Raw genomic sequence first — 11935 nt, forward strand, 5'->3', positions numbered from 1 at the left:
TGATTTCATTGATTGCATGGAGCGCTATGGCCAGCATCACTATTCGAAACCTGGACGATCAGATAAAGGAACAATTGCGTATCGCGGCAGCCCATAACGGCCATTCCATGGAAGAGGAGGCTCGGCTGATTTTAGGGCGTGCATTGGCAAAAGTGAGTGCGGAAGGTGGATTGGGAAGTCGTATCCGAAAAAGATTCAGTGCTCTGGGCGATGTTGATCTGGATCTACCCTCGCGCGACGAAAAGGCCACTGCGGCGGATCTTTTCGAATGATAGTGCTCGATACCAATGTTATTTCAGAGTTTATGCGTGCAGAGCCAAACCCCAATGTCTTGGCCTGGATTGATTCGCAGCCGGCAATGGATCTGGCCATTTGCGCTGTTACCGTGGCGGAAATTCTTCATGGTGTCGCCCGGCTACCCTTTGGCAAGCGCAAGCAAAAGCTTGAAGCCCATGCAATGGCAATGTTCGAAGAGGATTTTGCCGGCAGGATCCTGCCTTTTGATGCCCATGCTGCCGTTGAGTATGCGACCCTCGTTGCGTCATGCGAGGCCAAGGGGAGGGCGCCAAGCTTGGCTGATGCTCAAATCGCCGCTATTTGCCGGACTCACGGGGCGTGGATTGCAACCCGCAATATCAGAGACTTTGAGTTCCCAGGCGTTGAGGTGATCAACCCCTGGAACGCCTGAAGGATGCCTGGCGCAAAACGCCCGTGTCCCACCGGACCCGGGCGTTGTGCCTGATCAAACGCGGAAGTGGCTGACCATCAGCTGCAACTGATTGCCCAGCCGCGCCAGCTCGACACTGGAGGCGGCGGTTTCTTCGCTGGCGGCGGCAGTCTGTTCGGAGACGTCGCGCACGTTGATGATGCTGCGGCTGATCTCTTCGGCCACGGCGCTTTGCTGCTCGGCCGCGGCGGCAATCTGCTGGTTCATCGACTGGATGTTCGACACCGTGCGGGTGATGTTTTCCAGTGAGGCGCCGGCCTTGCGGGTCAGGGCCACGCTGCTGTCGGTGAGGCTGCGGCTGTTGTTCATCACCGCGGCCACTTGTTGCGTGCCGTTCTGCAGGCCGGCCACCAGGCCTTCGATTTCCTCGGTGGATTTCTGCGTGCGCTGGGCCAGGCCACGGACTTCGTCGGCCACCACGGCAAAGCCGCGACCGGCTTCACCAGCACGTGCCGCTTCGATCGCGGCGTTGAGGGCCAGCAGGTTAGTCTGCTCGGCCACGGCCTTGATCACGTCCATGACGCTGCCGATCTTGTCGCTTTCCTGTTGCAGCACGGTCATGGCGTCGGTGGAGCGCACCACTTCGCTGGCCAGGCGCTCGATCTGGGCGATGGCTTCGCTGACCACCTGGTCGCCGGCACGGGCTTCGCCGTCGGCTGCGGCGGCGGCTTGAGACGCTTCCTCGGCGTTACGCGCAACTTCCTGCACGGTGGCGGTCATCTCGTGCATGGCGGTCGCCACCTGGTCGGTCTCGACTTTCTGGCTGTTGACGCCGGCACTGGTCTGCTCGGTGACGGCGGACAGCTCTTCGGCGGCGCTGGCGATCTGGGTCACGCCATCGCGGATGCCGCTGATCAGGTCGCGCAGGGTCACGCCCATGCGAGCGATGCCTTGTTGCAGCACGCCGAGTTCGTCGCGGCGGGTGACGGTGACCGTGTGGGACAAATCGCCACTGGCGATGCGTTCGACCACGGCCAGGGTTTCGCGCAACGGCCCGGTGATCTGGCGCGTGATGACCACGGCGGCAATGATGCCCACCAGCAACGCCAGCAATGTGCTGACCAATTGCAGGGTACGCGCCTGGGCGCTTTCGGCGTCGCGACGGTCAAGCTGGATCTGGTACAGCTGCTCGCTCAGGTTCACGATGGCCGTGCCCTGGTCGGTCATTTCCTTGCGTGCCTGCACTGTATCGGCGGTGGCGACCTTGAAGGCCTGCAACGCGCTGCGGTACTGGACCAGGGCGTTCTCCAACTGGCGCATTTCGGCTTGGCGGGTGCTGGCGAAATGTTCATCCAGCGGCTTGAGCGAAGCGATGGCGGCGTCCAGTTGAGCGACGGCCTTGCGTTCGGTATCGGCGTTGCTGTTGGCGGTATAGCCGCGCACTTCATAGCGGGCCAGCATGAATTCCTGCTTGGCGCGGGTGATCGCCTGGAACTGCTCGAAGCGCTGGTCGCTCAGGGCCATTTGCTGCACGTCGGTGTTGATCGCCTCGATCAGCTTGTAGGCGGTCTCGGCGTTTGCGCCCATGGCATCGCGGGCGGTGTTGCCCGTGCGATAGGCACTGCGCATTTTGTTCAGGGAAACCTGGTAGGCGCTGATGGTCGCGCTCTGCTCCTTGAGCAGCCTGACGTTTTCAGGGCTCTTGAAGCTATTGAGCAGCGCGTTCTGTTGCGCCACGAAACCATCGAGGGTGGTCTGCACATTTTGTGCGGCGGTTTCGTCGCCGTTGGTCAACATGTATTGCAGGCGCGCGACCCGCAACTTGGTCAGGCCGGCATTGAGCTGGGTGATGTCGCTCATCCAGTTGCTGCGATCGATCAGCCCGCCCAGGCTGGTCCAGCCGGTCAGGGCCAGGATGCAAGTCAGGACCAGGACCAGGCCGAAGCCCAGGCCCAGCTTCATGTTGACGCTAATGTTGCCAAACCAGCTGTTCATCCAATTCCTCCAGGAAACGTTGTGCTGCTTGTCGTCGGTTGGCTGGAAGAGTTGTTGTTGTTAAGCACCAGCAGAAATGTGTAGCAGGCTTGTATCGGCCGCCGCCTCTGGATCTGAAAGATTTTTTTCCGGGGCTTCGGCTTTCGTTGAAAGATCGGGATCTACGCCAAGCTTTTTTTCACATCGGTTTCACCGCTTGCCTACGTGAGCCGCTCTACTGTCGCGCCATCGAATGTTTGGGTGGATGCCGTCGGGGCGGCTTGATGTGGAACTGAGACTGAGTCTTTTCGGCCAGACACGCTCGATTGACACGAGCCGGTTTGCCCGTTACCGAAACACCGCGGTCGTCCTGGCTTCGGCGCTGCTGGTGAGTGCGCTGAGCCTCTGGCTGCTGGGCCCGGCGACGCTGCCGGACCTGGCCCATGGCAACATCGCCGGTGCGCGGGCGCTGGCTGACGGCTGGGCGAAGGGGGAAATGATCGTGCTGGTACGCCACGTGGAGCGCTGCGACCACTCCAAGGCGGCGTGCCTGAACGATCGCGAAGGCATCACTGATCGCGCCCGTGCCGTGGCGGTGGGCCTGGGAGCGCAGTTCGAGCAATTGGGCCTGGACCACACCGACCTCTACAACAGCCCGTTGACCCGCACCGCCCAGACGGCGGGGTACATGTTCAACAAGGTCAGCGCCGGCGACGATTGGCTGGTCAATTGCCGGCACGACCTGCTGCGCAACGCCCTGGCCCACAAGGTGCCCGGGCGCAACCTGATCCTGGTGACCCACAGCGAATGCATGCAGGCCATGGAAACCGCGCTCAAGCAACCGACCTCGACGTTTGGCTATGGCGCGTCGCTGTTCGTTTCCACCGCCCAACCCCAAGCGCCCCGGCTGCTCGGCTTTATCGAAGCGTCTGACTGGCGCTCGGTGACCTTTCAGTAACCTTTCCCACGATCAGGACTGCCCATGCTGACGTCTGCTCGCTCCCGTTTCTACGGGCTCAATCTTGGAATTCCCCTGGTTTGCGCCGTTGTGGTGTTCCTGCTGTTCGACATGACCCGCATCGACATCGCCATCAGCGATTTTTTCTACGACCCGGTGCACCAGGTGTTCCCTTTGGAACATGTACGGCTGTTCGAGCAGATCACCCACAAGTGGGCCAGGATCATCCCGAACTGGACCGGCGAGGCGGCGATCATCGGTGCGCTGCTGTCGTTCATCTGGCCGCTGCTCAAGCCGCAGAATCGCCCTGGGTTGCTGCGCGTGCTGGACAAGGCCAGGCTGAGCAAGCCACTGCGTTTTGCCTACAGGCACCGTCGTGATTTCCTGTATGTGGTCTTCGCTTTCTCCCTCAGCACGGGGGTCATTCATTACCTCAAGGGACACACCAGCGTGTACTGCCCGGTGGAAACCACCCAGTACGCCGGCAAAATCGAGCACAAGGAGTGGTATCAGAATTTCGACCTGCTGAAGGTCGCCGGTGACGGCCGCTGCTGGCCCGGCGGCCATGCCTCCGGCGGCTTTACCATGCTCGCGCTGTACTTTGTCGCCCGTCGTTATCGCTGGCGTCATTCCAAAGCGTTGATGTACGGCGCACTGACCCTGGGGTTCGTCTACGGCACCACACGCGTCCTGCAGGGCTGGCACTACATGTCGCACACCTTCTGGGCGGGGATTTTCGTCTGGTTGAGCTGCTGGCTGATGGCGCTGGTGTTCTACGGCCGCCGGGTCCTGGAGCAACCTGTGCTGAACAAACCCCAGCCGATGGCGACCCGTGTCTTGCCGAACCTGGACGGGGCTCATCCTTCGGCCTGAAGGGCAGGCAAAAAAAAGCCCGCGGGAGAGCGGGCTAAAACCTTAGTTTCTTGAATGAGCGAGGGGACTGTACCGAATCAGGCAGGCGCATGGGGTGAAGAAAAGTTTATACGGGTAAAGGGGATTTCCTGATCCGCTGGCCGAACAATCGCTTTTTTGTGGGAGCGGGCTTGCTCGCGAAGACGGCGGCACAGTCAACACCACCACAAACTGACCCACCGCTTTCGCGAGCCTGCTCCCACCAGTGTGGGTGCAGGCTCGTGCTCTAAATTTTGAAATGCCTTGTGTAGGCACCTTTCCCATTGACTTGCAGGACATTTCCTAGAAAATTCCAACCCCTTGCGCCTGCGGATTTCGGTGCCTAGTCTCTGTTCGCCGCTGCCCATTCAGCGGTCGGGTTTAGCAGCTCGGAAATCACGTTAGGCGCATGGCAATCACCATGAACGCGGGCATCTTGATCGTCCGAACTTATGGCGGCTGTGCGCAGGGCATCTTCGGGTGCGCCGGTTTCCTAACGTGCCGGTCTGCTAACCTGCGCATGGCTGCCACCCAATCGTTTAGCAGCGAACGTGGCGGCTCCGACATACGTTAGGAGTACCCATGGAAAAAAACTCATCCCAGACCCGCCCGTCCCACCGCTGCACCTGGACATCGCCGCCGATCCCAACGCCGAACGTGTCATCGATTCCTACCTGAACGCCAACGCCGCCCAGCCCGCAGAGAACCCCTCGCCGGACCTGCTCTTCACCATCGTCGATGGCGTCGATGCGGAGAGTCTGTTGGCCAACCTCAGCGAAACCTTGGCCTCTGCCAACGTCATGGCCGGTGACCTGGCATTCGAACTGGAGGGCTCGCGACGGCACTTTGCGTTGGGGCTGCAACAGCTGATCGAACTGGGCCAGCTCTTGGCAAACCGGGCGTTGGATACGGTGGACCCGAGGTAGAAACTGAAAAGGGTTTGATCGATGATCAAACCCTTTTTTGTGCCTCTTTGCTTGACTCACATTGACAGAAAGTTGGCCGGCACATGGTCCGTCAACCAGACCCCGTTATCGGCTTGAAAAAAACTGAAGCCCTGCTGATGCATTCGCAGCGCTTCAACTTCAAGCACTACAGGCTTGCCTGATGCGATCAGAACTCCGGTCAGAGATGGGATTTATTGTTGTAGGGTATTTCATAAGTATTAGCTTGAACCAAGCTTAACCACTCTCAAGTGATATATATCGTAAAAAATTAACGATTGATAACAACGCACTGCTGCGACATAACTGGGGGGGCACTCAAAACAATCGCATTGGTGCAAGGATGCCGCATGCAAGAATCGACCGCTCTTCTTCCCCCTTTGAAAACATCGAACACCATGAGCAATGCTCACGGAAAAAATGTCGGATTTCCGTCAAATTTTAAAGATGCCCTAAGCTGGAATGGCGTTCTTCCGTCAGTGACGCTGCCTTACAACCTTGAGACCATCATCAAAGAACGCGATGCATTTTCAAAGTTGATGGCCATAGCCCATTCGGTACAAGCCCAGATAGAAAGCCTTTTTCCAGATAACACAGAGGGAGTGCGCAATGAAATTGAGAATATTATCAGCTCAGACTTGGGTATCGACACCCTCAGTGCATTGGAAGGTAACTTAAAAAAGAAAGCGATCGCTGTCGAGCTTCTACAACGAATCGGAATGAGCACATGCTGGTATGAAGCTGATAGAGTCTTTGGCGTAGATGCATTGTCATTGGACAGCACGGAAAGCGCAGGGCTATTCGCGACATATGTGGAAACAGCCGAAAACAAACAGGAGCGCTTGTACTATTACGAAGGTTTTTTAAGTTCCCTAACAGCATCTCATTTCAAAAAAATCCTTATCAACGGGATTTCGATATTAGAGGGCCTAACTCTGGCTGTGGATGCTGCGATCCATTCCGCCTTAACAAGAGGTGAAACTGCCTACCGCTTCAATTTACCCCTCAGTCAATCTGCACATCTGGTAACCGTGGCGGGAACTGCCACTCTCCGAAGCGGAGACGGCTGGAATTTCGAGGCGGCGCTTCGCAAAAGCATTCTGTTATTAACAGGGCTGGGAGAAGTACTTCTCAGTCGTGCTACGGCGATTGGTATTGGTGCGTTATTCTATTCACCTGCTCTTGGTAACGGCGAGCGTTTCCCTCAAACGGTTCTTAAATTATCGGGTAGCACAGTCTTGCCAGACGCCCCGGCCAACCTGAATGAAATTGCCGCAGCAGCAGGAACCATTGATCTTCCCTATCGGATTTATGGTGACGTCAACCAATACACACTCGTTGCAACACCGACGGGCGGGAGCATTTCGTCAGCGGTGCCAGTTCGGGCGCTGGAGTTTGACCAAAAGACCAATAGCTACAGTTTCACCTCCTTCGACACACCGCCCATTACCCTCAGCTTTCCCATTATTCACTGGGAAAACGGTTCGACTACCTCACCTGCCAGACCAGTGGACGTACCGAGATACACTGGGGTTGAGCTGTTGCCGCTACATGTGCAACCCGTACCATTACCAGCTATCGGGCCACCCGACTTCAGGGACTGTATTTACTGCTTTCCAATCGACAGCGGCCTGCCGCCGATTTACATGGTTTTCAACAGTCCTTATGAAGGTGCCACCACAAGAGGAAAATACAGCGGTCGACTTTTCAACCCAGCGAAGGCTGGAGGTCCGATTCTTGATCTAGACTGGAAAAATGCTACGGTGACCCAATCGGGTATTGATCTGGTCAAATCACATCTGGGGCGCCTCGACCCTTCAGATGCCAATAACATCATGGTTGGCCGATTGGAAAAAATTTTGCTAGGTGAATTGATCATTACGTCTATCGACAAACGCTTCTACACTCATGAACTGAGAGAGCTTGAACGTTTTAGGGCATTGGGGGTCGCCGACGGAGTCAGCCCACAAGATGATGGCGCTATTTGGAATAATACTCACGCAGCATCACTGGAAGACTATAAGCTAAAAGACAACCCCGAATTACTCTACACCCCTGAAGCCCTAGAGGCAGATCAAGAACAAAGCAATAGAGAGTATAGGAAGTTAGGAGGAGCAAAATGATGAGCGTCATCGAAATCATTGTCTTGAATGAAAAGCCTGAAGAGGTAATCCTGTTCCTCACCAAGAATGAATCAGGAATTTCCTTTCCTCGACTTGATCGCCTTTATAATCGCGCCAATTGGGCGCACGTTTCGGACAACATGGGGCTATTGAATCTAGTTAAAAAAATGCGTGATGCAGATTTCATTGAATACGGTGGTCCCGGAATTATCCGAGGAAAGAACTGGAGAGAACCTGCATTCATGCTAGAGGGGAAATATAATTTTGATTGATCCCCTCAAACTCTTTCATTTTTTGGGGCTATAACCAATTTCTACTTATCAAGGGGCATAAAATCCGATGCCTGTACAGGCTTCGGATTTTCATTTGTTGTGGCCAAAGAAAGCTCAACTGTTCGGCATTAGCCCTGGTGGCTCTTTATCTATGTATTGAATGCGGACGCTGGCGTTGGAGTGCCCCTGTACGGCGCGAATACGCAAGCCATCTTCGGAGAGGTTGAAGCGTTTTTTATCGCTGCTGTCGACGACGGCTGGATAAAGGGGACAAATTTATTTTTAAGGTTGCAGAGAAGGGCGGTTTTTTGATTCGTTTAGTTCCCCGGATAGAGGGGATTTCCTGATCCGCTCGCCGAGCAATCGTTTTTTGTGGGAGCGGGCTTGCTCGCGAAGACGGCGGCACAGTCAACGTCACATCAACCCCACCACAAACTGACCCACCGCTTTCCCGAGCCTGCTCCCACCAGTGTGGTAGCAGGCTCGTGCTCTAGATTTTTAAATGTCTTGTGTAGGCACCTTTCCCATTGACTTGCAGGACATTTCCTAGAAAATTCCAACCCCTTGCGCCTGCGGATTTCGGTGCCTAGTCTCTGTTCACCGCTGCCCATTCAGCGGTCGGGTTTAGTCGCTCGGTATGTCGTTAGGCGCAAGGTCTCCTTGAAGTCAGGCTACAGTGTTGTCGCTGATTTTTATGGTGGCTGTGCGCAGGGCACCTTCGGGTGCGCCGGTTTCCTAACGTCCCGGTCGACTAACCTGCGTACAGCCGCCACCCCACCTCGTTTAGTCGCGAACGGTGACAGCCTCAACTGACGTTAGGAGTACCCATGGAAAAACTCATCCCAGACCCACCCGTCCCACCGCTGCACCTGGACATCGCCGCCGATCCCGATGCCGAACGTGTTATCGATTCCTACCTGAACGCCAACGCCGCCCAGCCCGCAGAGAACCCCTCGCCGGACCTGCTCTTCACCATCGTCGATGGCGTCGATGCGGAGAGTCTGTTGGCCAACCTCAGCGAAACCCTGGCCTCTGCCAACGTCATGGCCGGTGACCTGGGCATTCGAACTGGAGGGCTCGCGACGGCACTTCGCGTTGGGGCTGCAACAGCTGATCGAACTGGGCCAGCTCTTAGCAAACCGGGCGTTGGATACGGTGGACCCGAGGTAGAAACTGAAAAAGGGTTTGATCGATGATCAACCCTTTTTTGTGCCTCTTTGCTTGACTCACATTGACAGAAAGTTGGCCGGCACGTGGTCCGTCAACCAGACCCCGTTATCGGCTTGAAAAAAACTGAAGCCCTGCTGATGCATTCGCAGCGCTTCAACTTCAAGCACTACGGGCTTGCCGTAACGCTGTCCAACCGCGATCGCTGTTGGCATGTCCTGTGACAGGTGCACATGATGACGCGAGCCAGCGATCAGGCCTTTTTCTCTGATTGAGTCCAGAAAGCGTGTTGCAGTGCCGTGATAAAGAAGCGCTGGTGGCTCTTTCTCTATGTATTGAATGCGGACGCTGGCGTTGGAGTGCCCCTGTACGGCGCGAATACGCAAGCCATCTTCGGAGAGACTGAAGCGTTTTTTATCGCTGCTGTCGACGACGGCTTGGATCAGGGCGATATCCAGGGATCGGCCGTCACACGCAGCGCCGGCTATTAACGATCCAATGTCTGCCCAGCCTTCGCCGTCCAGTTGTAAACCGATCGCTTGTGGTTCATGCCTGAGAACATAGCTCAGGAACTTGCTGGTTTCGTTGAGTCGCTTGGTGTCCATACGGCTTGAGCCTCAATGTCATGCTTTGATTGGCCAGTCGCTGCCCGTGCCTGATTTTGTCGTCGCAAGCTTACAGCAGGGCCTTGATACGGTGCTGGTTTCCCAGCGTTGAGCGCTCACTGACGAAATCATTTCGGTGCAGGATTGCGCCGATAAAGGATTGCGCCTCTGCTAACCTGCGTGGGCTGCCACCTTAATACTCACTTCGGACCTCCAGCCCGTGCCAACCCCCAACCGCGACGCCCTGACCGCCCACCTCGCCCGCGCACCCGATGACGTGGCGGCGCGTGCCTCCCTTTATCGTGATCTGCTCGATGGCGCCGAGGTTTCCCTGGCGGGCGTGCGGGTGGCGGCCGGGTTGTGTGACCCGACTGCGATGGCGGTGATTGCCGCGTTGAACGTCACGCCCCATTGCAATCGCCCCGGCCCTTTATTGCCGCAGTTGCGTGGCCTGCCGGTGGACCAGGTGGTGCTGGAGGAGGCCGAGTCGCAGTGGCTCGATGCCCTGGCTGGGTTGCCGTTGCGGACACTGGTGCTTAACGGCCCGAGGTTTTGTTGCGGGCCGGACATCTGGGGGCGTTTGCCGGGTGTCGCCCTCGAAAGCCTGGCCATCAGCGGCTTTGCCCGCAGCGATGACGCCACCAGCCTCCCGTCGCTCGAACGTCTGCGGCACTTGAAGCTGGACACCTACGGTGAGGACTTCGACGACGGTTTTCTTCGGCGATTGGCCGGCAGCCCGTTGCAGACGTTGTCGTTGAACCGCTGCGATGACATCACCGATGACGGCCTTCGCGCGTTGTCGTCTTTCTCGTTGCGCTCGCTCACCTTGGGCTGTGCAGGGGCGCTGACTTCTGCCGGTATGCGGCACGTGTGCGCGCAACCACTGGAACAATTGAGCATCGGCTCCAGCAGCGCCATCCTGCAAGATCCTGCGTGGCTCAGCGCGCTAACGGCGTTGCGGTCATTGAGCCTGAACGATTGCTACGCGAGCGATGCCGCGCTCCAAGCCATTCGCGATCTGCCCCTCGAGCGACTGTCACTTCACGCGGCGTATGTTTGCGAGGACGATTTCGAAGGGCTCGAAGGCATGCCGCTCGCCGACCTGGACCTCAAGGGCTCACGGCAAATGATCGAGCGACTCGATGTGCTGCACGGCTTTCCACTCAAGCGGCTTGGGCTCTGCGATGTGCAGGGGATCAGCGCGCAGACGTTGCGCGATCTTGAAGGGTTGGGGCTGGAGTCGCTCGACCTGTCTTTGAACGAGGTCACCTGGAAGGAACTGAAGCAACTGGCCGGCCTGCCGCTGAAGCGCTTGAGTCTGAGTTTCTGTCAGGGTGTGGATGGCAAGGTGTTGCGCAAGCTCACCGAATTGGGGTTGCCGTTGGAGCAACTGGAAATCAGCGGCCTGGACCTGCACGACAGCGACCTGGCGTGCTTGCGTAACCTGCCGTTGCAACGCCTGGGCTTGTACGAAAGCCCGTGGCTGACCGATGCCGGCGTCGCCCATCTGGCCGGGCTGCCGTTGCGGGACCTGACGCTCGAGGCGGGGCCGGGGGAGTCGCAGCTTACGTCGGCCATGGTGTCGGTGCTGGAAGGGTTGCCGCTGGAAAGGTTGTCGTTGCGCAATGGCTCGCAGATCAGCGCAGACGGGTGGGATCGCCTGGCCAGGCTGCCGGCCCGCGTCAGCGGCCCGGGTATTTGATGCGCCGCGGTACTTTTAGTTATGCGCAGTGAGGAACCTTCTCCACTTCCCGGTAGATCTGCTCACCTTTAGCAATCTCGGCTGTACGTAAATCATAGGCAATCTGCAGGTTCAGCCAAAATTGCGCTGACGTATCCAACGCGGCTGCCAAGCGCAAGGCAACATCTGCGCTGATGCTGCGACGCTTCAACACAATGTCATTTATCGTGGGGGCCGAAACGTGCAAAGCCCTTGCAAGCGCGGCTGCCGAAAGGCCAAGTGGTTCCAGGTATTCTTCTTTGAGAATTTCCCCGGGATGTACAGGCCTCATGCCGTTCTTAAACATGGCTCACCTCAGTGATAATCGACGATTTCTACCTGTTCGGGGCCATTGATGCCCCAGACAAAACAGATTCGGTACTGACCATTGATCCGAATGCTGTGCTGACCCTGTCTGTCGCCCTGCAGCGGCTCCAGCCTGTTTCCCGGTGGGGAGCGGAGGTCATTGAGTTCGACCGCTGCGTTGAGCATCCCCAGCTTTCGTTCCGCAACTGAAAGGATAGCGGCCCAGCGCCGGGCCTTGCCGGTTTCAAAAAGGGCTTGGGTGTCGGCGCATTTGAAGCTTCGGATCATAGCTTAATGCTTAACGTTAT

Annotated in this window: 12 protein-coding genes and 3 pseudogenes; 9 read left to right on the forward strand and 6 right to left on the reverse strand. The window is 57.2% G+C overall.

Annotated features, from left to right (window positions below; translation table 11 throughout):
• Positions 1-26: 26 nt before the first annotated feature.
• On the forward strand, positions 27-272 hold the full coding sequence (locus KI241_RS03455) for a plasmid stabilization protein (protein ID WP_212803373.1): 246 nt from the start codon (positions 27-29) through the stop codon (positions 270-272).
• Positions 269-688, forward strand: a complete 420-nt coding sequence (locus tag KI241_RS03460; protein ID WP_212803374.1) for a type II toxin-antitoxin system VapC family toxin — start codon at positions 269-271, stop codon at positions 686-688. The genes KI241_RS03455 and KI241_RS03460 overlap by 4 nt, the downstream gene beginning before the upstream one ends.
• A 54-nt stretch (positions 689-742) precedes the next feature.
• Here the strand turns inward: KI241_RS03460 and KI241_RS03465 are convergent, their stop codons facing one another.
• Positions 743-2662 (reverse strand): methyl-accepting chemotaxis protein, encoded by a 1920-nt coding sequence (locus KI241_RS03465; RefSeq protein ID WP_212803375.1) that lies wholly within the window; start codon positions 2660-2662, stop codon positions 743-745.
• 265 nt (positions 2663-2927) lie between these two features.
• Between KI241_RS03465 and KI241_RS03470 the strand changes: the two genes are divergently transcribed.
• The 3 genes from KI241_RS03470 to KI241_RS03480 all read left to right on the forward strand — a co-directional run bounded on the left by KI241_RS03470 (position 2928) and on the right by KI241_RS03480 (position 5416).
• On the forward strand, positions 2928-3599 hold the full coding sequence (locus tag KI241_RS03470) for a histidine phosphatase family protein (protein ID WP_212803376.1): 672 nt from the start codon (positions 2928-2930) through the stop codon (positions 3597-3599).
• A 24-nt stretch (positions 3600-3623) separates the two neighbouring features.
• Positions 3624-4472 carry a phosphatase PAP2 family protein gene (locus KI241_RS03475; RefSeq protein ID WP_212803377.1) on the forward strand — a complete coding sequence of 283 codons (849 nt, stop codon included), beginning with the start codon at positions 3624-3626 and terminating at the stop codon, positions 4470-4472.
• Between the two features lie 569 nt (positions 4473-5041).
• Positions 5042-5416: a DUF6124 family protein gene (locus tag KI241_RS03480; RefSeq protein ID WP_212803378.1), complete on the forward strand. Its 375-nt coding sequence runs from the start codon at positions 5042-5044 to the stop codon at positions 5414-5416.
• A gap of 56 nt (positions 5417-5472) precedes the next feature.
• Here KI241_RS03480 and KI241_RS27675 read toward each other — a convergent pair.
• Positions 5473-5595, reverse strand: a pseudogene (locus KI241_RS27675) (RNA--NAD 2'-phosphotransferase); the annotation flags it as partial.
• A 189-nt stretch (positions 5596-5784) separates the two neighbouring features.
• On the opposite strand from KI241_RS27675, the gene KI241_RS03485 reads away from it, so the two are divergent.
• Together KI241_RS03485 and KI241_RS03490 are read left to right on the forward strand one after the other, a co-directional pair.
• Positions 5785-7557 carry an S-type pyocin domain-containing protein gene (locus KI241_RS03485; RefSeq protein WP_042728174.1) on the forward strand — a complete coding sequence of 591 codons (1773 nt, stop codon included), beginning with the start codon at positions 5785-5787 and terminating at the stop codon, positions 7555-7557.
• Positions 7557-7829, forward strand: a complete 273-nt coding sequence (locus KI241_RS03490; protein ID WP_042728199.1) for a hypothetical protein — start codon at positions 7557-7559, stop codon at positions 7827-7829. The genes KI241_RS03485 and KI241_RS03490 overlap by 1 nt, the downstream gene beginning before the upstream one ends.
• 135 nt (positions 7830-7964) lie before the next feature.
• Here KI241_RS03490 and KI241_RS03495 read toward each other — a convergent pair.
• A pseudogene (locus KI241_RS03495) lies at positions 7965-8084 on the reverse strand (RNA 2'-phosphotransferase); the annotation flags it as partial.
• A gap of 572 nt (positions 8085-8656) precedes the next feature.
• On the opposite strand from KI241_RS03495, the pseudogene KI241_RS03500 reads away from it, so the two are divergent.
• Positions 8657-8999, forward strand: a pseudogene (locus tag KI241_RS03500) (DUF6124 family protein).
• A 56-nt stretch (positions 9000-9055) separates the two neighbouring features.
• Here KI241_RS03500 and KI241_RS03505 read toward each other — a convergent pair.
• Positions 9056-9601 carry an RNA 2'-phosphotransferase gene (locus KI241_RS03505; RefSeq protein WP_212803379.1) on the reverse strand — a complete coding sequence of 182 codons (546 nt, stop codon included), beginning with the start codon at positions 9599-9601 and terminating at the stop codon, positions 9056-9058.
• A gap of 220 nt (positions 9602-9821) precedes the next feature.
• On the opposite strand from KI241_RS03505, the gene KI241_RS03510 reads away from it, so the two are divergent.
• Positions 9822-11303, forward strand: a complete 1482-nt coding sequence (locus KI241_RS03510; RefSeq protein ID WP_212803380.1) for a leucine-rich repeat domain-containing protein — start codon at positions 9822-9824, stop codon at positions 11301-11303.
• 19 nt (positions 11304-11322) lie between these two features.
• On the opposite strand, the gene KI241_RS03515 is transcribed toward KI241_RS03510, so the two are convergent.
• Both KI241_RS03515 and KI241_RS03520 read right to left on the reverse strand, forming a co-directional pair.
• Positions 11323-11628 carry a HigA family addiction module antitoxin gene (locus tag KI241_RS03515; RefSeq protein ID WP_042728178.1) on the reverse strand — a complete coding sequence of 102 codons (306 nt, stop codon included), beginning with the start codon at positions 11626-11628 and terminating at the stop codon, positions 11323-11325.
• Positions 11629-11636: 8 nt separating this feature from the next.
• On the reverse strand, positions 11637-11915 hold the full coding sequence (locus tag KI241_RS03520) for a type II toxin-antitoxin system RelE/ParE family toxin (protein ID WP_042728179.1): 279 nt from the start codon (positions 11913-11915) through the stop codon (positions 11637-11639).
• Positions 11916-11935 lie beyond the last annotated feature (20 nt).

This window comes from Pseudomonas sp. Cab53, assembly GCF_018325965.1.
Classification (GTDB): domain Bacteria; phylum Pseudomonadota; class Gammaproteobacteria; order Pseudomonadales; family Pseudomonadaceae; genus Aquipseudomonas; species Aquipseudomonas chlororaphis_E.